Genomic DNA, 23,313 nt, shown 5'->3' with positions numbered 1-23,313 from the left:
CCCTTGGGGTGAGAGTCGTCACGGCGTCACCTCACGGGCCACTCCGACCCAGGACACGACGACGGCGCCCACCCCCTGGAGAGGGTGGGCGCCGTCGTCGGGTCGCGGGCCGTCAGCTGGGGCGCTGGACGTCTCCGCGCCAGGCACCGGTCTCGGTACCGCGGCTCTCGATGAACTCCTTGAACTTCTTCGCGTCGGCCTTCACCTGGCGGTCGTCGAAGCCCAGGGCGGCGCCGGCCTTCTCCACCAGCCCCTCGGGCTCCCAGTCGATCTGGATCATCACGCGGGTCTTGTCCTCGGCGAGCCGGTGGAACGTCACGACCCCGGCGTGCTTGGCCTCACCGCTGGTGCTGGTCCAGGCCACGCGCTCCTCGGGGTGCTGCTCGGTGATCTCCGCGTCGAACTCGCGCTTCACGCCGTCGATGTTGGTGACCCAGTGGGTGTGGGTGGCGTCGATCTGCGTGATGCTCTCGACCCCGCCCATGAACTGCGGGAAGGACTCGAACTGGGTCCACTGGTCGTAGACGGTCCGGATCGGGACGTCGACGTCGACGGACTCCTGCACGCTGGCCACTGTCTGCTCCTCTTCCTCGCGAACTCGGTCGTGCACCGCCTACCCGTCCACGGCCCCCGTGACACGTCGAACCAGCAGGTCAGCGACCGGCCCGCCGCGCGCCACCCGGTCAGGTGATCAGCAGCGCCAGCCGCTGGGTGCGGGGCCGGCCGCGCAGCCGCTCCACGAGCCGCTCGATCCCCAGGACGAGCCGGGACTCCACGGGGTAGGCGCGCCGGATCGTCGCCCGGGCCCGCGCCACGTCGGCTGGACTCACGCGGAGCTCGGCCCTCCCCGGCACCGCCTCGACACCCTCGGCCACCGCTCCGAAGCGCCCGCACGGGCGGAGCTCGACGCGGGGGTCGGCCCGCAGCCGCTCCACCTTCCCGCTGCCGGCCGGGGTCAGCACGACCAGCGACTCCCCGTCCCGGCCGATCCACACCGGAGTGGACACGCGCTCTCCCGAGCGGCGGAAGGTGGTCAGCGAGACGAAGCGCGCATCGGCGAGGCGCAGGAGGGGGTCCACCGGCCCGACGGTAGGCCGCGCCGCGAGCGGGGGCGTCAGCGCAGCGACGCCGCGACGCTCCCCCGCACCGGGCGGTCCCCGAGCAGGAGCATCTGCGCCAGGTGGTAGGCGTCCGGCTGCCCCGACCAGGTGCCCGAGCCCACCTCGCCGGTGGGCGTCAGCTCGTGGTGCCAGCTGCCGGTGGCCGGGTCGGCGAACCGCCGCTCGCCGTGCTCTCGCCACGTCCGGGCCAGCGCGGCGTACCGCTCCTCGCGGGTGACCGCGGCCAGCACCGCCGCGGCCGCGACCGCCTCGCAGAGCACCCAGTGCATCCGGGCGCCGACGACAGGCCGGTCGTCCCAGTCCAGCGTGTACGGGAAGCCGTCGTGCCCGTCGGCGGCCCACCCCCGGGTGGCGGCGGTCTCGAACAGGTCGACGGCGTCCGCGAGCAGCCAGCCGGGCGGCTCGGTCAGGACCGCGCGCAGGTGCAGCGCCAGGCGGGCCCACTCGAACTGGTGCCCGACGGTGACCCCGAACGGCCGGAACGGATCGGCCGGCCGGTCCCGGTTGAACCCCGGGAGGGGTGTCCAGCCGGAGTCGAAGTGCTCGGGCAGCCGCCAGTCGCGCTCGCGTGCCCAGCCGTGCACCACCCGCGCCACGCTGCGCAGCGCCTGGTCGCGCAGCCGGCGCGCCAGGGCCGGATCGTCCGTCGCGTCGGCGGCGGCGAGCGTCGCCTCCACCCCGTGCATGTTCGCGTTGGCCCCGCGGTAGTCCGACAGCCGCGACCAGCCGCGGTCCCACTCCTCGACGGCGAGGCCTGCCTCGTCGTCCCAGAACCGGTCCTGCCAGAGGTCCAGCGCCTCGTCCAGCAGCGCCGGACCGCCCTCGATCCGCGCCTGGGCCGCGGTCGAGCCGGCCAGCAGGACGAAGGCGTGCACGTAGGCGCTCTTGCCGTCGTCGTCGGTGGCCGTCCGCCAGCCGCCGTGCTCGGCGTCGTGCAGCGGCCCCGTCCGGAGGGCGGCGACGCCGTGCCGGACCAGTTCGTCCGCCCCCGGCCGGCCCAGCAGGGAGGCCAGCCCGAAGACGTGCGTCATCCGCGCGACGATCCAGGTCTCCTGCGGCCGGCCGGGCAGCACGCTGCCGTCGGCGCCGAGGTAGCCGAAACCGCCCTCGGGCAGCCGGGCGCGTTCGGCGAAGTCGAGCAGCCGGTCCAGATCGGTCATCCGGAGAGGCTAGGAGGCCGGCCTCGACCGGCGGGCCGCCGCGGTCGCGAGCGACAGCCGCACCGTGGCCACCGCCAGGACCACCAGCAGCACCAGCCGGACGAGGCCCGCGCCGATGTTCGCGCCCCCCTCGTCGGGGACCAGCACGTCGAGCAGGGCGAGCACCACGACCGCCGCCGTCACCACCATCCCGGTCCGCCGGCCGGCGGCGTCCTGCCCGGTGAGGAGCAGGACGCCGGCGGCGACGGCGCAGAGGTAGCCGATCACCTGGAGGGCCCACGGCAGCGCCCCCTCGTCGGAGGCCGGTCGGGAACCGCTCACCACGATCGCGGCCCCGGTGAAGGCGACGAAGAGCAGCAGCGCCACCAGGGCGGGACGGCGTCGATCCATGGCCGGCATCCTGCCGCCCCGCCGGCTCAGAAGGCCAGGGCGTTGCCCGGATCGTGCAGCAACGCCCCGACGTCGGCCAGGAACCGCGAGCCGAGCTCGCCGTCGACGATGCGGTGGTCGAAGGAGAGCGCCAGCTGGGTGACCTGCCGCGGCCTCACCCTGCCCCTGTGCACCCACGGCATCTCCCGGACGGCACCGAAGGCGAGGATCGCCGCCTCCCCCGGGTTGAGGATCGGGGTGCCGGTGTCGACGCCGAACACGCCCACGTTGGTGATCGTGATCGTGCCGCCGGTCATGTCCACCGGTGCGGTCCGCCCGTCCCGGGCGGTGGCCGTCAGCTCGCCGAGCGCCGCGGCCAGCTCGGGCAGCGCGAGCCGGCCGGCGTCCTTGATGTTGGGCACGACGAGCCCGCGCGGGGTGGCGGCGGCGATGCCCAGGTTCACGTAGTCCTTGACCACGATCTCCTGCGCCGCCTCGTCCCAGCTGCTGTTGATCATCGGGTGCCGCCTCGCGGCCAGCAGCACCGCCTTGGCGACGAACAGCAGCGGGCTGACCTTCACGTCGGCCAGCTCGGGCCGGGCGGCGAGCCGGGCGCGCAGCTTCATCATCCGCGTGACGTCGACGGTGAGGAACTCCGTGACGTGCGGTGCGGTGAAGGCGCTGGCCACCATCGCGGCCGCGGTGTGCTTGCGCACGCCCTTGATCGGGATCCGCTGCTCCCGCGTGCCGTCCACCACCGGGGCGGTCGCGGTCGGTCCCGCCGGAGCGGTCGAGCGGGCCGCGATCGCGGCGTCGACGTCGGCACGGGTGATGCAGCCACCGGTCCCGGAGCCGGTCAGCGTGGTCAGATCGATGCCGGAATCCTTGGCGTACTTGCGCACCGGCGGCTTGGCCAGCGGGCGGGGCCCGCGGCGGCCGGGGGCGACGGGCTGCGCGGGGGCGGCGTCCTCCCGGAGCGCGGCCGCCTCCGCCTGCCGGCCCACCTCCAGCCCGCCGTGCCGCATCGGCTTGCTGCGCATGTCGGGCGCGGTGGCGAGCAGGGGTGGCCCGTCGTCGGTGAGTGGCGCCGGGCGGTCGGTGCCACCGGAGCCGTAGTCCGCGCCGGGCAGGGCGGCGACGGAGGTGCCCGAGCGCCGCGGCCGGCGCCGCGCCTCGGTGGTGCGCGGGCCGTAGCCGACGAGCACCGCGGTCCGCCCGCCCGGGGCCGAGCCACCGATGAGGCCGGCGGCGGGCTCCCCGTCGGCGGGTGCCTCGTCGGTCGGCGCAGGGGCCGGCGTCGGTCCGCCGCCGTCGGCCGCGCCGGTGTCGATGGTGATGATCGGCGTGCCGACGTCGACCATCGTCCCGGCCTCGAACAACAGCTCGGTCACCGTGCCGGCGAACGGCGAGGGGAGCTCGACGGCGGCCTTGGCCGTCTCCACCTCGCACAGCGGCTGGTTGACCGTGACCGTGTCGCCGACGGCGACCAGCCACTGGAGGATCTCCCCCTCGGTCAGGCCCTCGCCGACGTCGGGCAGCCGGAACTGCTTCAGCGCAGCCATCTCAGAACTCCATCGCGCGGTCGACGGCGTCCAGCACCCGGTCGAGGTCGGGGAGGTACTCCTCCTCGAGCTTCGACGGCGGGTAGGGCGTGTCGTAGCCCCCGACCCGCAGCACCGGTGCCTCCAGGGAGTGGAAGCAGGTCTCGGTCACCCGGGCGGCGATCTCCGCGCCCAGGCCCAGGGTCACCGGCGCCTCGTGCACGACCACGCAGCGGCCGGTGCGGCGCACCGACTCGAACACCGGGTCGAGGTCCAGCGGGGAGACCGTGCGCAGGTCCACCACCTCCACCGACCGCCCCTCCTCGGCCGCAGCGTCGGCGGCCTGCAGCGCCGTCTTCACCATCGGTCCGTAGGCGAGCACGGTCACGTCGTCGCCACCGCGGACGATCCGCGAGGCGAACAGCGGATCGGGCGTGGCGTCGACGTCTACCTCGGCCTTCTCCCAGTACCGGCGCTTGGGCTCCAGGAAGACGATCGGGTCGGGGGCCGCGATCGCCTGCTGGATGCCCCAGTAGGCGTCGACCGGGTTGCTGACGGCGACGACCTTCAGCCCCGCCGTGTGCGCGAAGTAGGCCTCCGGGCTCTCGCTGTGGTGCTCCACCGCGCCGATGCCGCCGCCGAACGGGATGCGGATGACGATCGGCATCGGGAGCACGCCCCGGGACCTGGCGTGCATCTTGGCGACCTGGGTGACGATCTGGTTGTAGGCCGGGAAGACGAAGCCGTCGAACTGGATCTCGCAGACCGGCCGGTAGCCGCGCATGGCCAGCCCCACGGCGGTGCCGAGGATGCCGGCCTCGGCGAGCGGGGTGTCCACGACGCGCGCCTCGCCGAAGTCCTTCTGCAGGCCGTCGGTGATCCGGAAGACCCCGCCGAGCTTGCCGATGTCCTCGCCCATGAGGACGACCTTGGCGTCGTCCTCCATGGCCTTGCGCAGGCCGAGGTTCAGCGCCTTGCCGATGGTGAGCGTCTGGGTCATCGGTGCTCGCCCCCCTCGAAGCTCGCCTGGTAGGCGACGAAGTCGGCCCGCTGCTGCGCCAGCTGCGGGGTCTGCTCGGCGTAGACGGAGTCGAACATCGACGTCGGGGCCGGATCGGGCATCTCCAGCGTCCCGCTGCGGATGCGGGCGGCCAGCTCGTCGGCCTCGGCCTCCACCGAGTCGAAGAAGGCGGCGTCGGCTGCGCCGCTGCGCGAGAGGTGGGCCTTGAGGCGGGCGATCGGGTCGCGCAGCTTCCACTCCTCCAGCTCGCTGGCCAGCCGGTAGCGCGACGGGTCGTCGGAGGTGGTGTGCGCACCCATGCGGTAGGTGAACGCCTCGATGAACGTGGGGCCCTGGCCCTCGCGGGCGGCGGCCAGCGCCGCGCGCGTCACGGCGAGGACGGCCAGCACGTCGTTGCCGTCGACCCGCACGCCGGGGAAGCCGAAGCCGGCGGCCCGCTGGTACAGCGGCACCCGGGACTGCCGCTCCAGCGGCACGCTGATCGCGTACTGGTTGTTCTGGCAGAAGAAGACGACGGGGGCCGAGAAGCTGGCCGCCCAGATCATCGCCTCGTTGACCTCGCCCTGGCTGGTCGCGCCGTCACCGAGGAAGGCCAGCACGGCCTGCTCGGCACCGTCCCGCTGGACGCCCATGGCGTAGCCGGTGCCGTGCAGGCACTGCGCGCCGATCACGACGGTGTAGAGGTTGAACCGGGTCGCCAGCGGGTCCCAGCCGCCGTTGTCCACGCCGCGGAAGAGGCTGATGACGTGCAGCGGGTCGACGCCGCGCGCCCAGGCCACGCCGTGCTCGCGATAGGTGGGGAAGGCCATGTCGTCGGCGGCCATCGCGCGGCCGGCACCGATCTGCGCGGCCTCCTGGCCCAGCAGCGAGGCCCAGATCCCCAGCTCGCCCTGGCGCTGCAGCGCGGTGGCCTCGACGTCCCAGCGGCGGACGAGCGCCATGTCGCGGTACAGGCCGCGCAGCTGCTCCTCGTCGATGTCGAGGGAGTAGTCGGGGTGCTCGACCCGGTCGCCCTCCGGCGTCAGCAGCTGGACGAGGTCCCGGCCGCCGTCGGGGGGCAGGTGGGGCGCGGCAGCCCCGGGTACGGGGTCGACCACCTCGGTGGTCTGGGGCAACGCAGTCATGGTCGCGCTCCTCGCCTCGGCCACCGCGGCCGGGATCACCGGGCCGCGCTGGTGCTGGACGTCCGCCGGGTGTGGCGGGCCTCACACCATCCTGACACGACGCACCCGCCGTGCAACACCCCCGGAGACAACGATCTGCACAGGTGGCGGAAGACGACCTGAGCAGATCGCTTCTCCGGAGCGCCTCCGGGATGGCAGACTGCGCAGCATGGCCGAGGTCGACGCCACCGATGCCCGGCTGCTGCTCGCCCTGACCCAGGACCCCCGCGCCAGCGTGATGGCGCTCTCGCAGCGGCTCGGGCTCGCGCGGAACACCGTCCAGGCCAGGCTGGCGCGGCTGGAGAGCAACGGCGTCCTCGCGCCGCACGACCACCGCGTGCGGCCGGAGGCGCTGGGCTACCGGCTCGGGGCCTACATGTCCGTGCAGGTCGCGCAGCGCGGGCTGGCCGAGGTGAGCGACGCACTGGCCGGCATCCCGGAGGTGCTCGAGGTGACCGGGCTGTCCGGCGCCACCGACCTGCTCGTGCACGTCGTGGCCACCGACGCCGACCACCTCTGGCGGGTCACCGAGGCGGTCCTGGGCATCCCGGGCGTGCAGCGGGTCGACACCGCCCTGGCCATGCGGCGCTTCGTGGACCGCCGGGTCGCCCCGCTGCTGCGCCGGACCGCCGGGCCGACCGTCACCGGCTGACTCCGGCGCGTCACAGGGCCGGAGTCGGTCCGGTGCGGCCCGCCGTCCTAGGGTGCGCCGTGCCCAGATCCCGGACACGCCGAGCCGCGCCGCTGCTCGTCGCCCTCCTCACCGGCCCGCTGCTGCTGAGCGGCTGCGGCCCCGAGCTGGTCGACGGGACCATCGAACCCTTCACCAGCGCCGGCGGCGAGCTGGTGACGCGCGAGCAGTGCGGGGCCGACTTCGAGTGCGTCACGCTCACCGTGCCGTCGGACCACTTCGCCCCGGCCTCGCGCGAGTGGGAGGTGACGTTCGCCGTCCGCCCGGCCGACGGCGAGCGGAAGGGCGTGCTGGTGACGGCGACCGGCGGGCCGGGATCCAGCGGCATCCTCCTCGCGGACGTGCGCCTCCAGTCGCTGGACCCGGAGATCACCGACTCCTACGACGTGGTGTTCTTCGACCAGCGCGGGATCGGCCGCTCCGAGCCGTTCACCTGCGACGACGCGCTCTGGGACTTCGACGACGTCATCGACTCCTCCTCCGACGCCGACGAGCGGGACCGCTACGCCCGCGCCGCGGAGCGGTTCGGCGAGGAGTGCTTCGCGGAGGCGGGGCTTCCCCCCGCCGAGGCGCGGCTGTTCAGCACCCGGCAGGCCGCGGAGGACCTCGAGGTGTTCCGCCAGTGGTACGGCGCCGAGCAGCTCACCCTCTACGGCGAGAGCTACGGCACCCAGTTCTCCCAGGCCTACGCCGCCGCGCACCCGGACCGCGTGCAGAGCCTGATCCTCGACGGCGTCGTCGACCCGCAGACCCCGATCCGGGCGTTCGCCGCCGAGAGCGCCCGCGCCTACAGCGACGTCCTGGCGCTCGGGCTCACCCAGTGCGACCAGGACCGCGCCTGCGCGACGGACGCGCCGGGTGCCTCGGCCGCCGCCTACGACGCGCTCGCCGCCGAGCTGGCCGAGCAGCCGCGCGCCTACGACTACCCGCTGCCCGACGGCGGGACCGAGGAGCGGGAGCTGACGCTCGAGGAGCTGGAGACGGCGGCGTCCGGCTCGATGAGCGTGCCGTACATGCGCGTGCAGCTGCAGCGTGCGCTCAACGCCGCCGTCGAGGGCGACGAGCTGCCGCTGGCGCGGCTGGCCGCGGCCAACGTCGGGGCCGATCCGAACACCGGCGAGGTGCTGCCCGACCCCTCGTTCTCCTACGCCCTCTTCCTCGCGGTGGAGTGCACGGACCACCCCTTCGTCCCCGAGGGCCGCTCGTCGCGCGAGGAGCTGGACGCCTGGCTCGACGGCGCCGCCGAGGCGGGCGTGGCCGGCATCCGCCTCGACGACATCTACTACGCCGACCTGCCCTGCCTCTTCTGGCCGCGGTCGGGGGAGCCGGTGCCGCCGCCGCCGCCCGCGCCCGCCGACCCGCCGCACCCGGTGCTGCTGCTGACCGCCGACACCGACCCGAACACGCCGGCGGGCAACGCCGTGCGCGTGCACGGGCGCGACCCCGACGCCGCGCTGGTCGTGCTGACCGGCGGCCCGCACGTCGTCTTCGGCTGGGGTGAGCCCTGCGTGGACGAGGCGGTGCTCCGCCTGCTCGGCTCCGGCCGGCTCCCCGACCGCCCGGTCACGACCTGCGAGTCGATGCCCGGTCAGCCCTACACCCCGCTGCCGCCCGAGGACGCGGACGGCTACGAGGACGCCTGGGCCACCGTCGACCTGCTGCTCACCGAGCTGCTCGGCCCGACGTTCGAGGCCTGGCCGGGCAGTGCGCCGCTGGAGGTCGGCTGCCCGGAGGGTGGCGTCGCCGAGTACTCGCTGGACATGGGCGGAACGGTGCAGATCACGCTGGACGGCTGCGCCTGGACGCCGGACGTCCCGGTGGACGGCACGGTGGAGGTGGGCGACGGCGGCTACGGGGACGCCAGCATGGACGTCACCCTGCCGTTCGCCGTGCTCGAGCTGGACGAGGACGGGTGGCTGGACGGGCTGTTCCGGGGCGAGCCGATCGAGTAGACCCGGCCCCTCAGCGGGGGCGACGCACCCGGACCGGCCCGCGGGCGCCCGCGACGTCGACCACCACGCCGCCCTGGGTCACCTCCACCTCGCCGGCGGCCGCCAGCCGGCCGGCCGCGGCGCGGGCTGCGGGCATCAGGTCCCGCCAGGCGTCCGGGTCGACCGCCCGCGCCGCCTCCGACGGGCAGATGGAGGCCTCCGCGCTGCGCCGGTCCAGCAGCTCCCCGATCGCCCGCTCGAGCCGCACGCCGACGTCGTCCACCCCGTCAGCCTGACCGGCGCCGCCCGGGGCCGCCAGCGCACCGCGGCAGGGCAGACTGCCCGCGTGCACGAGATCACCAGCGAGGACGAGCTCCGGGCCCTGCTCGGGGAACCGATGCCGGCGGCCCTGGCCAAGGAGCGGACGGCGCTCGCCGACGTGGACCGCGAGTGGCTGGCCGCCTCACCCTTCTGCCTGGTCGCGACCAGCGCCGCCGACGGCAGCTGCGACGTCTCGCCGAAGGGCGATCCGCCCGGCTTCACCCTCGTCCTCGACGAGCGCACGATCGCGATCCCCGAACGGGCGGGCAACCGGCGGGCCGACGGGTACCGCAACATCCTGGCCAATCCGCACGTCGGGCTCGTCTACCTGCTGCCCGGCCGCACCGACACGCTGCGCATCAACGGCCGCGCCCGCCTGGTCACCGACCCGGACCTGCTGGACCGCATGGTGGTCAAGGGCCACCGGCCGGTCCTCGCCGTCGTCGTGGCGGTCGAGCAGGTGTTCCACCACTGCGGCAAGGCGTTCCTGCGCTCGCAGCTGTGGGATCCGGAGAGCTGGCGGCCCGACGCGGTGCCGTCACGCGCCCGGATCGCGCACGCGCTCGAGCGCAAGGACGAGCCGCTCGAGGAGCTGGAGCGCTACTACTCCAGCGCCGCCTACTCCGCGGGGCTGTACCCGACGAGCTGACCTCCTGGGGTCAGCGCCAGCCGCCCTCGTCCACGCCGCCGGGCACGGGCGCCGCCGGGTCGTAGGGCGTGCGCGTGAAGATGAACGTGTCCAGGTCCAGGTGGTCCGCGGCGATGCGGAGGGTCTCGCCGGCGAAGTAGCCGTCCAGCCCGACCCACGTGCCGTCCTCGCGCCGGGTGAAGCGGCTGGCCCGCCCGCCGCGGCCCGGCAGCGGGCCCAGGTGCAGCAATCCGCCGTCGACCGAGCGCAGCACGTAGGGCGAGGGGCCCCAGAACCAGACCCCCAGCCGGTCCAGCGGCACCGGCGACGGCGCCGGCCGCCACTCCTCCACGACCCGGGGCTCGGCGGCCCGGAGGTCGGCCAGCAGCCCGAACACCAGCGGGTCGACGCCGCTGGTCGCGTTGGCCAGCGAGACCGCACCGGTGCGCTCCTCGCGGTCGACGAAGACGCCGGCCAGGAAACCGGGCATCGAGCCCCCGTGCCCGACCAGCGTGCGGCCGTCGAGCCGGATCACCTGGAGCCCCAGCCCGTAGGCCGACCAGCCCGGGGCGGAGGAGTCCACGCCCGCGGGCACCGTCATCTCCTCGAGCGTCCCCGGGTCGAGCACCCCGGCGGTGTCGCCGAGCAGGAACGCGGCGAAGCGGCCCAGATCGGCCAGCGTGGCCCACAGCTGCCCGGCGGCGGCCATCACGCCCGCGTGGTGCTCCGGCTCGGGCAGGACGACGTCGGCCCACGGGTGCACCGCCCAGCCCGCGGCCGCCGGGGCGACCGGGCGCGGCGCGGTGCGGGACATGCCCAGCGGCGCCAGCACCTCCCCGGCCACGGCGTCCTCCCAGGAGGTGCCGCGCAGCCGGGCGACGAGCTCCCCGAGCAGGCCGAACCCCAGGTTGGAGTAGTGGAACCGCCGGGCCGCGCCGAGCACGACGTCGGTCCCGCCGAGGCCGAGCTCCTCGAGCGAGCCGCCGGGGGTGCGCTCCCACCAGCCGCCGGGGCTCTCGGCCGAGGCACCGGCGAGGTGGGAGAGCAGCTGGCCGATGGTCCGGTCGCCGAACGGCGTGCCGGGCAGGTGCCGCTCCAGCGGGTCGTCCAGACCGAGCAGGCCCTCGTCGCGCAGCCGCATCACGACGACCGCGGTCACGGTCTTGCTGATCGACCCCAGCCGGTACTGGACGTCGGCGTGCGGCTCGGCCACCTCGCCACGACCGGCGGACCAGGCCAGGCCGCCGTCGCGGACCACGCCCGCGACCAGGCTGGGCGCGCGCCCCTCGCGCTGGACGCGCGCGGTGCGGGCGAGCAGGAGGCGGGCGGTCGAGGGCAGCACGGGCTCGGGCACGACCGGACGGTATCCGGCGGGCTCAGGACGCGGGCGTCGGCTCCGGCTCCGGCACCGGCACCGGCAGCGCGCCGGTGCGGGTGGCCCAGCGGTCGAACCAGATCGTGGCCAGCGGGGGCACCGAGGCCACCAGCGCGAGGACCGTCGTCCGGAGGTCCCAGCGCAGGACCCGCCAGGCCACCGCGGTGACCACGAGGTAGAGCACGAAGACCCCACCGTGCACCGGACCGAAGATCTGCACCCCGCGCTCGGAGTCGCCCACGTACTTCACGAACATGCCGCCGAGCAGGAGCAGCCACGAGCCCGCCTCGGCGAGCGCGACGGCACGGAAGAGCATGGCGACGGCGTGCGGCTTCACGCCCCCATGCTCCCTGATGCGGCGCGCGCTGCGGGGGTGGCCCTGCTCACCCGGCGCGGCCGGCTGGCAGGGTCGCGGCCGTGCGTGGCCTGGCGAGACGCGAGTTCTGCCTCGTACTGCTGCGCCGGATGGCCGATCTGCGCCCGGACCTGGTCGCCGAGGCCCTCCCCCGGCTCGGCGCCACCCGCGCCGAGGCGCACGCCGCGCACACCCGGTGGCAGGCCCTGCAGCACGCCCGGCGGGCGCCGAAGGGGCTGGCGCTGCGCACGGCGGTGCTCGGCCCGCCGGAGGAGCTGGAGGACCGCCGGTTCGGCGACCTCGACGTGCAGGTGCGCCGCTGGCCGGTGCCGCTGTGGCCGCACCTGTTCTGGGAGGTGCTGAGCGGCCCCGGCGGCTCGGTGCTGCACGAGCACCTGGCCCGCGCTCCCGGGTCGGGCGTGCCGGCGGCGGCGGCGGGCCGGCTGCTGGTCTGGGAACACGTGCTCGACGACGTCGTCGGGCTGCCCGGCGCCCGCAGCGTGGACCCGGGGGTGGTCACCCGCTGGGCGGTGCAGCTGCCCGGTGGGGAGCGGGCGACGTTCGTCTGGGGCCTGCTCCAGCAGGTGGACGGGCCCCTGCCGGGTCAGCCGGCGACGCGCCGGGCGCCGCTGTAGCCGCCCACCGAGTCGACGCTCGCGATCTTCACGACGTCGCCCGACGTCGGGGCGTGCACCATCTTGCCGTCGCCGATGTAGATGCCCACGTGGCTCACCGGCCGGTAGAAGAACACCAGGTCGCCGGGCTGCAGCTGGTCGCGGGAGACGGGCTCGCCGACCTGCGCCTGCAGCCGGCTGGCGCGCGGCAGCTTGATGCCCGCGGCCCGGAAGGCGTAGGTGGTCAGGCCCGAGCAGTCGTAGGAGCCGGGCCCGCCGGCGCCCCACACGTAGGGCTTCCCGCGCTGGGCCAGGGCGGTGTCGACGGCGATCTGCGCGGCCTGGCTGTCGGCGACGACCGGGGTCGACGGCGCCGCCTCGCGCTCGGTCCGGCTGGCCATCGTCTCGGCCGGCCGGTCCTCGCCGGCGCCGGTCTCGGCGTGGCTGCCGCTCACGACCGCCTGCTGCTCGTGCGCGCTCAGCTGGGAGAACTGCGCCTTGTAGTCGGCGATCTGCCGGGTGAGGTCGGCGTGCTGCCCGGCGACGGCGTCGTAGGTGGCCTGCGCCTCCGCGGCGGACTGCGAGGCGGCGGCCTGCGCCTGCGCGGCGGCCACGTTGGCCTCGGCGGCGCGGCCCAGGATGCCGCTCTGGTGCCCGGCGATGGACTGCAGGGTGGCGACGCGGCCGACGAACTCGTCGGCGGATTCGCTGATCATCATGGCCTGGAAGCTGCCGAGGGTCTCGCCGGTGTAGGCCGTGCGGGCGACGCTGCGGACCGACTCCTGCGCCGCGGCGAGCGCGGCCGTGGCCCGCCCCAGCTCGGCGGCGGCAGCGGCCGCGGCGGCCTGCTGGGCGTCCAGCGTGTCGCGCGCCTCGTTGAACTGCTCGGTGAGCACCTCGAGCTGGTGCCCGCGCTCGGCGACCAGCTGGGCGGCCTCGGCCGACGTGGCGGGGGCACCCGGCTGGGCCGCGGCGGGGACCGTGCTGAGCAGGATGCCGAGGGTGCCGGCGAGGGCCACCCCGGCCCGCCGCAGGGTGACGCGGGGGGCAGAGGTGCGCAGGGGGGGTCGCCATGGTTCGGCGGCTCCGATCTCGATCGGGCAGGTGTCATCGGGCGGGAGGGACGGGTCCGTCTCGCCGTGACGCCGTGCTGTGGTGGCCGGGTCCGGATCCCGCGGCTGCGGTGGATCGGCTCCCGACGTCCGGAGGTTGTCAGCCGGGAAGTGACTGACAGCCCTCGCGAATGCACTCACCGTAGGGGCCGTGACCCGGTCGTGACAATGCCCCGGACGACATTCGTGTAATTCGCTGTGCGCTCTGCGTCACGGCGTGTGCCGAAGAGCGCCCGGCGAGCCGGTTTCGGCACTCCGCCGCGGGACCACTACCGGTACATGGACCTCCGCAAGCCCCTGCTCCTGCTCGCCCTCACCGGGTCCCTGGTCGCCTGCGGCGACAACACGGACGTGACGCGCGGCGAGACCAACTGCGACTCCACCGCCGAGCAGGCCGGCAACCCGCACGACGCGAGCTGCGAGGAGACCGGCGCCAACGACGACGAGTAGCGTCCCCGCCGTGAGCCGCGGCCGTCCCGGGCCGCGGGCCACGCTCTCCGCCGTCGTCTCCGGGGTGCGATCCGGCCTCTCCGGCCGGGACCTCGCGCTCATCTCCGCCGGCCTCACCTTCTACGCCGGCATCGCGATCGTGCCCCTGATGGTGCTGGCCTTCGCCCTCACCAGCTGGCTGACCTCCGCCGACCGCGTGCGCGAACTCGGGAACCGGCTGGCCGACCTGCTGCCCGGGGAGCTGGGCGCCCCCGCCGCGGTCGAGCGGCTGGTGGAGGCCGGGGTGGGCCTCGACGTCCTCGGCGCGCTCCTGGCCCTGCTCCCGATGTCCTTCTACGGGGAGGGGCTGCGGCGCGCGCTGCTGCGGTTCAGCTCCCGCGACGAGGGGATGACCGGCTGGCGCGGACGGCTGGCCGCCCTGCCGCTGATCCTGCTCAGCCCCGTGCTGCTCTACCCGCTGCTGCTGGCCGCCTCCGCCATGGCCGGTCTGGCCGAGCGCGGCGGTGCGGCCGCGACGGCCGGCCAGGTGGCCGTCGGGTTCTACTCGGTCCTGGCGGCGCTGACCCTCCCGCTCGCCTGGGGCTTCCGGGTCGTCGCCGGAGGCCGGGTCGGCCGCCGCGCGCTGGCAGCCGGTGCGCTGTTCACCGCCGCCTGCCTGTCCGGCTTCCTGCAGGGTTTCGTGCTCTTCCTGTCGCTGCCGCTGGACCTGGGCGCCCCGTTCGGCGGGCTCGACGTCGTCGGCGGGGTCGTCGCCCTGGGCCTGTGGCTGTTCCTGCTGCACCTCGTCGTCATCACCGGATGGCTGGCCACCCGAGCCCTGGACGACGTGCTGGCCGGGCCGCCGGATGTGCGCGGGGAGGCCGCGGGGTAGGAACAGGGCATGCCCGACTCGATGCTGGCCGGCCGGCTCAACGTGCGCACCCGCGAATTCGTGGTCAAGGAGGTGCCCCGGCCCACCCCGGGTCCCGGCGAGGTCCTGATCAAGGTGGCCGCCGCCGGCATCTGCCTCTCCGACGTCCACCTCATCGAGGGGCAGCTCTCCCCGCTGTTCCTCGCCGGTGACGAGGTGACCCTGGGCCACGAGGTCGCCGGCACGGTGCACGAGCCGGGCGACGGCGTGACCGGCTGGACCGAGGGGCAGCGGGTGCTGCTGCAGGCCGGGGAGGAGAAGGGCGGCTGGGTGCACACCCGGGGCGTCGACTACGACGGCGGCTGGGCGGAGTACGCGCTCGCCACCGCCGACACGCTGGTGCCGGTGCCCGACGACCTGCCGCTGGAGCAGGCGTGCATCGTGCCCGACGCGGTCTCCACCCCGTGGGCCTCGATCGTGCGTACGGCGCAGGTGCGACCGGCCCAGCCCGTCGGCGTCTGGGGCATCGGCGGTCTGGGCGCGCACGCGGTGCAGCTGCTCCGCCTGGCCGGCGCCGCGCCGATCATCGCCGTCGACCCCGTCCCGGCGGCCCGGCAGCGCGCGCTCGACTTCGGCGCCGACCTGGCCCTCTCCCCAGAGGACGACATCGCCGCCCGCGTCCGCGAGCTCACCGGCGGGCCCGGCCTGGCGTACGCGTTCGACTTCGCCGGGGTGGAGGCGGTGCGCGAGCAGGCGGTGCGCTGCCTCGAGCGCGACGGCGGCCTGGTGCTGGTCGGCCTCACCGACCAGCCGCTGTCCATCCGCAACGGCACCCAGTTCAGCTACTTCGGCCAGCGGATCCTCGGCCACTACGGCTCCGAGCCCGGTCACGTCGTCGAGCTGGTGAACCTGATCCGCCACCACCGGCTGGACCTGTCCCGCTCGATCTCCGGCACGCTGCCGCTCGCCGACGCCGCCGAGGGCGTGGAGCGGCTGGCGCACAAGCAGGGCGACCCCATCCGGCTGGTCATCACGCCGTGACCGCCTGAACCCCTTGCGCCGCGGGCGGGTTCCCGGCCAACCTCGCACTCATGAGTTCCGGCCGGTCCGCCCGCGGCGCGCTGCTCGTCGTGCTCGTCGGGGCCCTGGCCGGCTGCGCGGGCGCGCAGGCCGGTGAGGAGCTCGTCCCGGAGGGCGGCATGCCCGTCCCGGAGGGCGGTCTGCGCGTCGAGCTCGTACCGCAGGGCGAGCCGCCACCCGTGCCGGAGCCGCTGCCGCAGCCGCTCCCGGAGGAGATGCTCTCGCTGCCCCCGGTTCCCGAGGAGATGCACGTGCTCCTCGAGGAGGTCCGGGCGCGCTGGGGCGAGCACCCCGACCAGGGGCAGTCCGAGATCACCCTGGACCGGTCGGCGGTGATCCTGCGCTGGTGCGGGTCACCCCCGACCGAACTGGTGGCGCTGGCGGACGCGTCGGGCGGCGCGGGCTTCGACGTGCGGATCGAGCAGACCCGCTTCCGCACGACGGAACTCGTCGAGGAGGCGGGGCGCCTGGTCCGGGAGCACGCCGGCGTTGTCCACAGCGCCTGGCCGCTCAACGCGGGCGACGGCGTCGGCATCGGTCTGGACCCGGCGGTGGCCCGCGACGGCGGCGCCGACGACCTCGCCCGGCTCGGCATCAGCAGCCGGTTCCCGCTGGACGCCGAGGTGACGGGCCCACCGGTGCCCGTGAGCGCCGTCGGCTGACGCCGGGGTCAGGCCCGGTCGCCGGGCTCCACGATGTGGACGTCCACGGCGCGGAACTGCTTCGGCGTCTCCAGCAGCACCGCCTTGGTCGGCTCCCCGACGTCGAGCGGGCCGGCCCGCCGGACCGCGGCCAGGAGGCGCAGCCGCGGGTCGGCCAGCACCTCGTCGACGAGGCCGGCGTCCCCGCCGGGGAAGAGGGCCGCGAGCCCGTCGGCGTGCGGCAGGAGCACCCGGGCGGCGGTCTCCACGGCGTGCTCGACGACGGCGTCGGTCTGGTTGGCGCGACGCCGGGCGAACCGCTGCTGCGACCACCCGCCGGCCGCCGTCCGGCCCTGCACCTGGCGGGCGTCCGCCTTGGACACCACCAGCCGGGCGCCGTCGAAGACCCCGACCGCCCAGCGGCCGCGGCGCACGAGGAGCACGGCGGCCCGCCGGTCCTGCTGCGCGGCCGCGGTGAAGCCGGCCAGCAGCGGCGTCTCCGGCGTCCAGCCGAACGGGGCCCGCAGCCGGACGGCGGTGGTGTCGGCGCAGGTGATCCGCAGCCCGTCCTCGGCCGGGACGACCTCGGTGAAGGCGCCGTGCCGGGTGGCGACGCCGTCCAGCCAGCGCCCCAGCCGCTCGGGGGCCACACCGAGTCGCCGGCCGCCGCCCGCAGCCGGCCGGGGCCTGGTCATGCGCTCACCGTAGGTGCACCAGACAAGTCCCAGGGCATCGGATGCAGTGACGGTGAACCTGGCGGGTCGACCAGGTCGTGCACGAGCGGGGCCACCTCCAGCCGGACGCCGGGTCGTCGTGGTGCACGTCGAGTGCGCCATTGCTCAGGTTCCCCGAAGGCGCACCGCCCGCTGTTCAGCAGCTGCTGGCCGGGAAGCCCTGGCGGAGCGGCACTCGGGCTGCGAGCGCGATGGAGGACTCCGGCGGCTACGGCCCTGGCGTCATCCGGCATGCCAGCGGCGTCGGGCTGTAGAGAGGCGCGCGCAACGCCAGCCGTCCTGCTCGCCGTCGTCGGTGTCCACGCGCCCGCTCCGACCTCGCCGGAGACTCGTCGCGAGCACCCTCGATCGGAGGACTCGGCGACAGGAGGAACGAGGGGGGCACCCCGAGCGTCCGCCCACTCGGCACAATGGTCTGACCACCGGTGGACCTGCAGGGCATTCACCGGAGGCAACCCCCCGTCGAACGGAGTCCCATGCCATCGCCAGCCGTCGTCGATTCCCGCCCCATCGACTACCGGATCGCCCACCTGTGCGCGGCCGTTCTGGCCCCGGACGTCGGCGTGGCCGTCGGAGCAGGCGAGGGGGACGTCGTGCGGATCTCCACGGAGCGCGGGCGCAGCGTGCTGTGCCGGGTGGCAGGCCCGGTCGACGAGCCGGGAGCCGGGTCGGTACGCATCGACCGGTTCACCCGACAGGCGCTCAAGGCCTATCCGCACGAGCAGGTGACACTGGAGCGGGCGGAGCCGGCGGCGGCGCGGGAGCTCGCCCTGGTGCCCGGGCTGGACGTGAGTCAGCGCTTCGACCCCCAGCTGGTCCCCGCGCTGCGGCGCGTCCTCGCCGAGCAGCAGGTCGCCGTCCGCCCGGGCATGCTGCTCTACGTCCGCATGCCGGAGGCCCTGGCCGGCGTCACGTACGAGGTCCACTTCGTCGCGCCGGCGGACGGAGACGGCACCGAGGGCGTCGTCACGGGTGAGACGACGATCTGGATGGTCCAGAACGACCACCACCACGGACCCGGTGACCACGAGCACGACCACGACAAGTCGTCCGAGACCGTGCTGGACACGACGTTCGAGGACGTCGGTGGTCTGACGGCGCAGATCCGTGAGATCCGCGAGTTCGTCGAGCTGCCGCTGGTGTTCCCCCAGGTGTACCGCCAGCTGGGCATCAACCCGCCGCGAGGCGTGATCTTCCACGGTGCACCGGGCACCGGGAAGACACTGCTGGCCCGCAGCGTGGCCAACGAGATCAACGCCGAGCTCTTCTACATCAACGGGCCCGAGGTCGTCGGTACGTTCTCCGGCGAGACCGAGGCGAACCTGCGCAAGATCTTCGCCGAGGCCAGCCTGAACCCGCCGTCGATCATCTTCGTCGACGAGCTCGACGCCATCGCCCCGGCGCGGCGGATGGCCACGAGCACCACCGAGGCGCGCACGGTGACCCAGTTGCTGGCGCTGCTGGACGGCCTGAAGCAGGCCGAGGGCGTGCTGGTCATCGGCACCACCAACCGCGTGGAGGCGATCGACCCGGCGCTGAGGCGGGCCGGCCGCTTCGACCGAGAGATCCACTTCCCGACTCCCGGCACCGAGGCGCGGGAGCAGATCCTCCGCGTGCAGACCCGGGAGATGCCCCTGGCCGACGACGCACTGGCCGGGCTGCCGGCGATCGCCGAGCGCGCGTACGGGTTCGTGGGTGCCGACATCATGGAGCTCAGCCGGGAGGCCGGGCTCAACGCGCTGCGCCGCGCATCGACCCGGTTCGTCGAGTCGCCCTCCATGGCGACCTACCCCGACGCCGCCGACCTCGTCGTCACCCGCGACGACTTCGACGCTGCCCTGCGGGTGGTGCAGCCGGCCGCGATGCGCGAGTCGCTGATCACCTACCCACGGGTGACGTGGGCGGACATCGGCGGCCTCGAGCACGTGAAGGGCCGGCTGCGCGACCTCGTCGAGAAGCCCCTGCGGCACCCGGAGGTGTTCGAGCGGATCGGGCTGTCGAGCAATCTCGGCGTCCTGCTCTACGGGCCACCCGGCACCGGCAAGACGCTGCTCGCCCAGGCGATCGCCCGGGAGGCCGGCGTGAACTTCCTGCCGATCAACGGCCCGGAGCTGTTCTCCCAGTGGCTGGGCGAGTCCGAGGAGAGCGTGCGTCGCGTGTTCGACGTCGCCCGGCGCGCGGCGCCGTGCATCGTGTTCTTCGACCAGCTGGACGCGGTCGTCCCCAAGCGCAGCGACCTCGAGCACGAGGGCACGCGGGCGCCGCAGCGGGTGGTCAACCAGCTCCTGGCCGAGCTCGACGGGATGGAGCAGCGCAGCCAGGTGCTCGTCATCGGCGCCACCAACCGGATGACCATGGTCGACCCTGCGGCGCTGCGCCCGGGCAGGTTCGGCGTGCACCTCGAGGTCCGCCCGCCGGAGGAAGCCGGTCGCGGTGAGATCCTCCGGATCCACCTCGCCGGTGCGGCGCTCGACGGCAACCTGACCCTGGACCGGGTGGTGGAGCACCTGGTCCAGCGGACCGCCGGCATGACCGGCGCCGACCTCGCGTTCCTCGTGCAGAACGCGAAGCTGGCGGCCCTCGACCTGGATCAGGCCGAGCCCGACCCGCGGCTGGACCTGGCGACGTTCGACGCGGTGCTGGCCGAGACGGCACCCCCCGGCTGACCGGAGAGCACGACCGCGACCGCGCCGGGGCGATCCCCGTCGCGGTCACGGTCGCGGCCGGCTGAAGCCACCGGCGGTGCGGTGAACCCTTCGCCCGCAGCGGCCCGCAGGGACGCGTCGTCGAACTCCGGCGCGTTCTCGAAGTGGACGACGCGGGAGTAGCCCAGTTCGGCGTAGATGCTGTTCGACGCTCCGATGAGCTTCGCCGACCCCGTGCCGGTGCTGAAGCGCTGGACGATCGTGTTGTGGGGCACCCAGATCATGTCGCCCTTCTTCCAGTCCCACCGCGTGGGCTTCTTCGCCACGCGCGCGTAGAACTGGTCGGCGATCTCGGCCTCGACGTCCCAGTGCAGGTCGTAACCCTCGCCGTCGAGGACGTGCACCGCCTCGTCGGCCATCTGCCACCGCTTGCCCGAACGGCTGCCGGCCGGGATCTCGTGCAGGTAGGCGTCGGTGCCCTTGATCCGGAGCGGGGCGCCCTTGCCGGCGATCTGGCGGATGCGGCCGAACTCGGTCCACTGCCACTCGGTGTCGGCAGGCGTGAGCACCTTGGGGACGAGCTCGTCGCCCTCGGGACGGGCGGTCAGCCACTCGGTGCGCGGCTCCCACTGGTCCTCGTCGGCCGGCTTGGTGCCGATCTTCCCCTGGAAGGTGAGGCCGAGGAACAGCGACAGCGGCTTGGGCTTCATCACCAGGCAGACCGCGCGCTTCTCGGGGTCCGGGTTGTTGTGCCAGTGCACGCAGTCGTTGTGCACCGCGACGGCGTCCCCGGCGCTCCACGGATAGTCCTTGCCGTCGTGCGTCTCGTAGCCGTTGCCCTCGAGCACGTAGAACAAGGCTTCGTTCTGGTGCCCGTGCCCGTCGTTGCGCCCGTTGGGCTGGATCACGACGAAGTGCAGGTGCAGGCTCTGCGTGCGGAACTGCTCGTCACCGGGGTCGATGATGTTCCAGTTCTCCTTGAGGCTCAGGCCCTCCCCCAGGGTCGGAGTCCAGACCCGGGGAACGGTCGTGACGCGCTCGCGCCGCTCCTCGGTCAGGGTGTACCGGTTGCTGGCCAGCTCCCGCACGTAGATGCGGGCCTTCTTGTAGTGGTCGTCGTAGACGTGCACGTTCTGTGCCGTCTGCTCACGGCTCTGGGACTTCGTCCGTTCCTGCTCCATGCAGTGCCTCCTCGGTGAACCGGTGGTATGACCATTTGACACCGAACCCTAGTTGTCCCACCAGAGGGCACGCTGTCTTCTCCGGCCTCGGGGCAGTGGACGCCCGGGGTTGGTCGCCGCCGAGAAGATCCGCTGTCGGCGAGCTCGACGTGGCGTGATCGGGTGGCAGACCCCGGCCCGGTCACCGGTGGGGATCACCGGGATCGGCAACGCGGAGCCACCCACCGACCCCGTGCGATGCCGAACGGGCCGGCCAGAACGGTCCGCGGACGAGAAGCACCATGCCCGCAGGTTCCGGCTCACTCCGACCGAGACAGGACTGCTGACCGCCGCACGTGCACACGGCGGTTCGACGATCGTGCGGCAAGGCCGCTGCCGTGTCGCACCGTCGGACAGCGCGCCGTATGACCGTTAGACCATTAGACCTCTACTGCTACCCTCCCGGACGACGAGGGGGGTGGGGCGTGGCGCATCGGCGGGACTCCCTCGCATCGGCAGCGGGTGCCGGGATCTACTCGGTGTCACTGAGCATCGCCAGCGTCGCGCTCCCCCTCCTGGCCATCGAAGCCGGGTACTCGGCCTTCGAGATCGGCGCGCTGACGGCGGCCTCGGCCCTGTCCCAGATGCTGGTGCGGCTCGGCCTCGGTTGGGCCATGCGCCGCTGGCCCGACTGGATCCTGATCGCCGCCGCCGGCGTGCTGCTCGCCGTCAGCTGCGCCGTGGTGGCCGCCTCCGCGGCACTGCTGCCCTTCGTCGCGGCCCAGCTGCTGCAGGGCGCCTCCCGCGCCCTCTTCTGGACCGGCAGCCAGACGCACGTCGTCCGGGGGGCGGGGCGTGCCGCCGGGGCCCTGGCGCAGGTCAACCTGGCCGCCTCCGTCGGATTGCTGACCGGGCCACTCCTCGCCGGGGTGCTGTCCGAGGACAGCCCGGCGGTCGCCCTCGTCGTGGCCGCCGTCGTGGCGCTGCTCGGGCTGATCCCCAACGCCCTGCTGGACCGACTGCCACCGTTCGTGCCCCCGGCAGACCGCCCGCCGGGCCGGGTGTGGCGCCGACCAGGGGTCGACGTCGCATGCTGGGCGGGGATGACCGCCGGCGCCTGGCGGGCACTGCTCACCTCCTACGTGCCCGTCGCCCTGGACCAGGCCCGCCAGTCGGCCACCACGATCGGGGCGCTCGTCGCCGCCGCGAACGGCGCATCGCTCGTGGGCACCGCCATGGCGGCACGGGTGCGGGGACGCTGGACGATGCCGGTACTGGGCGCAGGCATCGTCCTGACAGGTGTCGCGACGGGACTGACCGGCGTGGTGGCCTGGAGCGTCGCCCTGTCCACCCTGGTGCTTGCGGTCAGCGGCGTAGCGGCGGGGGCGGTCCAGGTCCTGGGCCCCGCCATCGCGGCAGAGGCCGTCCACCCGGAAGAGCGTGGCGAGGCCATCGCGGCCAGCGGAACCTTCCGAGCGGCCGCCCTCCTCGCCGCACCCCTGACCGTCGCCGGCCTGGTGGTCGCCGTGCCGCTGACGCCGGCCATGGCGGTCGTCGGCGCCGTCATGGTCGTTCCCGCACTGGCCCTGCGCCGCCTCGGGCGGGCCGCCTAGCTCCGCTCCAGTCGCCGCACCAGGTACTCCCAGGCCCCCTGCAGCAGCGGGTCGGGATAGCAGTGCTCACGCTTGGCGAGCGACTCCTGGGGCGAGGACCAGGTGGCCCACCCGCCGGCCGCCATGGCCGTCAGCTGCATCCGGCAGGCGCGATCGAGCAGGTAGGCGGTGACCGTCGCGGTCTGCACGTCCGGCGCGGCGACGACGATGCCGTGGTTGACCAGCAGGCAGGCGTTGCGGTCACCCAGCGCGGCAGCGACGGCGCGGCCCAGCTCCGCGGTCAGCACGAGGTCGCCGGTTCCGGTGAAGCGGGCGACGTCCGGCGGGACGAACAGGTTCGCCTCGTGCGAGATGGCTCGCAGCGGGACACCGAGCGCTCCCAGCGCCACGGCCGCCGGCGAGTGGGTGTGGATCACGCTGCCCACGTCGGGTCGCGCCCGCATGACCTCGGTGTGGATCGGGTACTCGGCGTGCCGGCGGCCGGAGCCGGCGAGCACCTCCCCGTCCCAGTCCACCAGGAGGACGTCCTCCGGCCCGACCTCCTCGAAGCCCAGCCCGGAGGCCTTCATCCACACACCCCGGCCCTCGGGGTCGCGGGCGGAGACGTGCCCCCAGATGAGGTCGCCCTGATCGGCGGCGCCGAGGACCCGGCACCCCAGGGAGACCAGTCGGCGCAGGTCGTCGGTCATGGCTCGCCCTCCTCCTGACGTTATGGCAGAATGGTAATACCATTCAGCA

24 protein-coding genes are annotated in these 23,313 nt (G+C 74.3%); 10 read left to right on the top strand and 14 right to left on the bottom strand.

The annotated features are described in order from the left end of the window. Positions 1 to 112 precede the first annotated feature (112 nt). The 7 genes from GCU60_RS09495 to pdhA form a co-directional block, all read right to left on the bottom strand. Entirely contained in the window at positions 113 to 574 is a 462-nt protein-coding gene (locus tag GCU60_RS09495) for an SRPBCC family protein (RefSeq protein ID WP_163204558.1), read from the bottom strand. A 109-nt stretch (positions 575 to 683) separates the two neighbouring features. Next, positions 684 to 1,079, bottom strand: a complete 396-nt coding sequence (locus GCU60_RS09490; RefSeq protein WP_204261730.1) for a PPOX class F420-dependent oxidoreductase — start codon at positions 1,077 to 1,079, stop codon at positions 684 to 686. A gap of 35 nt (positions 1,080 to 1,114) precedes the next feature. Further along, positions 1,115 to 2,281, bottom strand: a complete 1,167-nt coding sequence (locus tag GCU60_RS09485) for an AGE family epimerase/isomerase (RefSeq protein ID WP_163204556.1) — start codon at positions 2,279 to 2,281, stop codon at positions 1,115 to 1,117. Positions 2,282 to 2,290: 9 nt separating this feature from the next. Further along, on the bottom strand, positions 2,291 to 2,671 hold the full coding sequence (locus tag GCU60_RS09480; RefSeq protein ID WP_163204554.1) for a hypothetical protein: 381 nt from the start codon (positions 2,669 to 2,671) through the stop codon (positions 2,291 to 2,293). 26 nt (positions 2,672 to 2,697) lie between these two features. Then, complete coding sequence (locus GCU60_RS09475; RefSeq protein ID WP_163204552.1) at positions 2,698 to 4,212, bottom strand: dihydrolipoamide acetyltransferase family protein; 1,515 nt, start codon at positions 4,210 to 4,212, stop codon at positions 2,698 to 2,700. A 1-nt stretch (position 4,213) separates the two neighbouring features. Then, the gene (locus GCU60_RS09470; RefSeq protein ID WP_163204550.1) at positions 4,214 to 5,191 is read right to left on the bottom strand and encodes an alpha-ketoacid dehydrogenase subunit beta; all 978 of its coding nucleotides are present in this window, start codon (positions 5,189 to 5,191) and stop codon (positions 4,214 to 4,216) included. Then, entirely contained in the window at positions 5,188 to 6,336 is a 1,149-nt protein-coding gene (gene pdhA / locus GCU60_RS09465) for a pyruvate dehydrogenase (acetyl-transferring) E1 component subunit alpha (RefSeq protein WP_163204548.1), read from the bottom strand. The genes GCU60_RS09470 and pdhA overlap by 4 nt, the downstream gene beginning before the upstream one ends. Positions 6,337 to 6,544: 208 nt before the next feature. Between pdhA and GCU60_RS09460 the strand changes: the two genes are divergently transcribed. Further along, positions 6,545 to 7,027, top strand: a complete 483-nt coding sequence (locus GCU60_RS09460) for an Lrp/AsnC family transcriptional regulator (protein ID WP_163204547.1) — start codon at positions 6,545 to 6,547, stop codon at positions 7,025 to 7,027. A gap of 59 nt (positions 7,028 to 7,086) precedes the next feature. After that, the gene (locus GCU60_RS09455) at positions 7,087 to 9,018 is read left to right on the top strand and encodes an alpha/beta fold hydrolase (RefSeq protein WP_163204545.1); all 1,932 of its coding nucleotides are present in this window, start codon (positions 7,087 to 7,089) and stop codon (positions 9,016 to 9,018) included. A gap of 10 nt (positions 9,019 to 9,028) precedes the next feature. On the opposite strand, the gene GCU60_RS09450 is transcribed toward GCU60_RS09455, so the two are convergent. After that, positions 9,029 to 9,280 carry a DUF3253 domain-containing protein gene (locus GCU60_RS09450; protein WP_163204543.1) on the bottom strand — a complete coding sequence of 84 codons (252 nt, stop codon included), beginning with the start codon at positions 9,278 to 9,280 and terminating at the stop codon, positions 9,029 to 9,031. Between the two features lie 63 nt (positions 9,281 to 9,343). Between GCU60_RS09450 and GCU60_RS09445 the strand changes: the two genes are divergently transcribed. Further along, entirely contained in the window at positions 9,344 to 9,967 is a 624-nt protein-coding gene (locus tag GCU60_RS09445; RefSeq protein WP_163204541.1) for an MSMEG_1061 family FMN-dependent PPOX-type flavoprotein, read from the top strand. A 10-nt stretch (positions 9,968 to 9,977) separates the two neighbouring features. Here GCU60_RS09445 and GCU60_RS09440 read toward each other — a convergent pair whose 3' ends face one another. Together GCU60_RS09440 and GCU60_RS09435 are read right to left on the bottom strand one after the other, a co-directional pair. Continuing rightward, the gene (locus GCU60_RS09440) at positions 9,978 to 11,300 is read right to left on the bottom strand and encodes a serine hydrolase (protein ID WP_163204539.1); all 1,323 of its coding nucleotides are present in this window, start codon (positions 11,298 to 11,300) and stop codon (positions 9,978 to 9,980) included. A gap of 22 nt (positions 11,301 to 11,322) precedes the next feature. Next, positions 11,323 to 11,658 carry a DUF3817 domain-containing protein gene (locus GCU60_RS09435; protein ID WP_345770504.1) on the bottom strand — a complete coding sequence of 112 codons (336 nt, stop codon included), beginning with the start codon at positions 11,656 to 11,658 and terminating at the stop codon, positions 11,323 to 11,325. An 80-nt stretch (positions 11,659 to 11,738) separates the two neighbouring features. Here GCU60_RS09435 and GCU60_RS09430 point away from each other — a divergent pair, with 80 nt between their 5' ends. Further along, complete coding sequence (locus tag GCU60_RS09430) at positions 11,739 to 12,311, top strand: hypothetical protein (RefSeq protein ID WP_204261729.1); 573 nt, start codon at positions 11,739 to 11,741, stop codon at positions 12,309 to 12,311. On the opposite strand, the gene GCU60_RS09425 is transcribed toward GCU60_RS09430, so the two are convergent. Beyond that, a complete protein-coding gene (locus GCU60_RS09425) occupies positions 12,281 to 13,309 on the bottom strand; it encodes a C40 family peptidase (protein WP_345770503.1) in 1,029 nt (342 codons plus the stop codon). The two genes, GCU60_RS09430 and GCU60_RS09425, sit on opposite strands and share 31 nt — an antisense overlap. Before the next feature lie 372 nt (positions 13,310 to 13,681). Here GCU60_RS09425 and GCU60_RS09420 point away from each other — a divergent pair, with 372 nt between their 5' ends. From GCU60_RS09420 to GCU60_RS09405, 4 genes are read left to right on the top strand one after another with little or no spacing between them, the layout of a single operon-like run. Further along, a complete protein-coding gene (locus GCU60_RS09420) occupies positions 13,682 to 13,852 on the top strand; it encodes a hypothetical protein (RefSeq protein WP_163204538.1) in 171 nt (56 codons plus the stop codon). A 10-nt stretch (positions 13,853 to 13,862) separates the two neighbouring features. Then, complete coding sequence (locus GCU60_RS09415; protein ID WP_163204536.1) at positions 13,863 to 14,723, top strand: YhjD/YihY/BrkB family envelope integrity protein; 861 nt, start codon at positions 13,863 to 13,865, stop codon at positions 14,721 to 14,723. Between the two features lie 9 nt (positions 14,724 to 14,732). Further along, a complete protein-coding gene (locus GCU60_RS09410) occupies positions 14,733 to 15,743 on the top strand; it encodes a zinc-binding dehydrogenase (RefSeq protein WP_163204534.1) in 1,011 nt (336 codons plus the stop codon). A 50-nt stretch (positions 15,744 to 15,793) separates the two neighbouring features. Then, positions 15,794 to 16,444, top strand: a complete 651-nt coding sequence (locus GCU60_RS09405; RefSeq protein WP_163204532.1) for a hypothetical protein — start codon at positions 15,794 to 15,796, stop codon at positions 16,442 to 16,444. Between the two features lie 8 nt (positions 16,445 to 16,452). On the opposite strand, the gene GCU60_RS09400 is transcribed toward GCU60_RS09405, so the two are convergent. After that, entirely contained in the window at positions 16,453 to 17,118 is a 666-nt protein-coding gene (locus tag GCU60_RS09400; RefSeq protein ID WP_163204530.1) for an acVLRF1 family peptidyl-tRNA hydrolase, read from the bottom strand. A 515-nt stretch (positions 17,119 to 17,633) separates the two neighbouring features. Here GCU60_RS09400 and GCU60_RS09395 point away from each other — a divergent pair. Further along, entirely contained in the window at positions 17,634 to 19,823 is a 2,190-nt protein-coding gene (locus GCU60_RS09395) for an AAA family ATPase (protein ID WP_163204528.1), read from the top strand. Here the strand turns inward: GCU60_RS09395 and GCU60_RS09390 are convergent. Then, on the bottom strand, positions 19,748 to 20,983 hold the full coding sequence (locus GCU60_RS09390; RefSeq protein ID WP_163204526.1) for a cupin domain-containing protein: 1,236 nt from the start codon (positions 20,981 to 20,983) through the stop codon (positions 19,748 to 19,750). The genes GCU60_RS09395 and GCU60_RS09390 overlap by 76 nt on opposite strands. Before the next feature lie 404 nt (positions 20,984 to 21,387). Between GCU60_RS09390 and GCU60_RS09385 the strand changes: the two genes are divergently transcribed. Beyond that, positions 21,388 to 22,575 (top strand): MFS transporter, encoded by a 1,188-nt coding sequence (locus GCU60_RS09385; protein WP_275585486.1) that lies wholly within the window; start codon positions 21,388 to 21,390, stop codon positions 22,573 to 22,575. On the opposite strand, the gene GCU60_RS09380 is transcribed toward GCU60_RS09385, so the two are convergent. Then, on the bottom strand, positions 22,572 to 23,264 hold the full coding sequence (locus tag GCU60_RS09380) for a class II aldolase/adducin family protein (RefSeq protein WP_163204522.1): 693 nt from the start codon (positions 23,262 to 23,264) through the stop codon (positions 22,572 to 22,574). The genes GCU60_RS09385 and GCU60_RS09380 overlap by 4 nt on opposite strands. Positions 23,265 to 23,313 lie beyond the last annotated feature (49 nt).

It is taken from the genome of Blastococcus saxobsidens, from assembly GCF_010682065.1.
Taxonomy (GTDB): domain Bacteria; phylum Actinomycetota; class Actinomycetes; order Mycobacteriales; family Geodermatophilaceae; genus Blastococcus; species Blastococcus saxobsidens_B.
This window is presented reverse-complemented; position numbering and strand designations above follow the sequence as displayed.

What these genes read in the sequence shown, in the direction of transcription:
- GCU60_RS09485 (WP_163204556.1), bottom strand. Translation starts at nt 2,281, where the DNA reads ATGACCGATCTGGACCGGCTGCTCGACTTCGCCGAACGCGCCCGGCTG.
- GCU60_RS09480 (WP_163204554.1), bottom strand. Translation starts at nt 2,671, where the DNA reads ATGGATCGACGCCGTCCCGCCCTGGTGGCGCTGCTGCTCTTCGTCGCC.
- GCU60_RS09475 (WP_163204552.1), bottom strand. Translation starts at nt 4,212, where the DNA reads ATGGCTGCGCTGAAGCAGTTCCGGCTGCCCGACGTCGGCGAGGGCCTG.
- GCU60_RS09470 (WP_163204550.1), bottom strand. Translation starts at nt 5,191, where the DNA reads ATGACCCAGACGCTCACCATCGGCAAGGCGCTGAACCTCGGCCTGCGC.
- pdhA (WP_163204548.1), bottom strand. Translation starts at nt 6,336, where the DNA reads ATGACTGCGTTGCCCCAGACCACCGAGGTGGTCGACCCCGTACCCGGG.
- GCU60_RS09460 (WP_163204547.1), top strand. Translation starts at nt 6,545, where the DNA reads ATGGCCGAGGTCGACGCCACCGATGCCCGGCTGCTGCTCGCCCTGACC.
- GCU60_RS09420 (WP_163204538.1), top strand. Translation starts at nt 13,682, where the DNA reads ATGGACCTCCGCAAGCCCCTGCTCCTGCTCGCCCTCACCGGGTCCCTG.
- GCU60_RS09410 (WP_163204534.1), top strand. Translation starts at nt 14,733, where the DNA reads ATGCCCGACTCGATGCTGGCCGGCCGGCTCAACGTGCGCACCCGCGAA.
- GCU60_RS09405 (WP_163204532.1), top strand. Translation starts at nt 15,794, where the DNA reads ATGAGTTCCGGCCGGTCCGCCCGCGGCGCGCTGCTCGTCGTGCTCGTC.
- GCU60_RS09400 (WP_163204530.1), bottom strand. Translation starts at nt 17,118, where the DNA reads ATGACCAGGCCCCGGCCGGCTGCGGGCGGCGGCCGGCGACTCGGTGTG.
- GCU60_RS09395 (WP_163204528.1), top strand. Translation starts at nt 17,634, where the DNA reads ATGCCATCGCCAGCCGTCGTCGATTCCCGCCCCATCGACTACCGGATC.
- GCU60_RS09390 (WP_163204526.1), bottom strand. Translation starts at nt 20,983, where the DNA reads ATGGAGCAGGAACGGACGAAGTCCCAGAGCCGTGAGCAGACGGCACAG.
- GCU60_RS09385 (WP_275585486.1), top strand. Translation starts at nt 21,388, where the DNA reads ATGACCGTTAGACCATTAGACCTCTACTGCTACCCTCCCGGACGACGA.
- GCU60_RS09380 (WP_163204522.1), bottom strand. Translation starts at nt 23,264, where the DNA reads ATGACCGACGACCTGCGCCGACTGGTCTCCCTGGGGTGCCGGGTCCTC.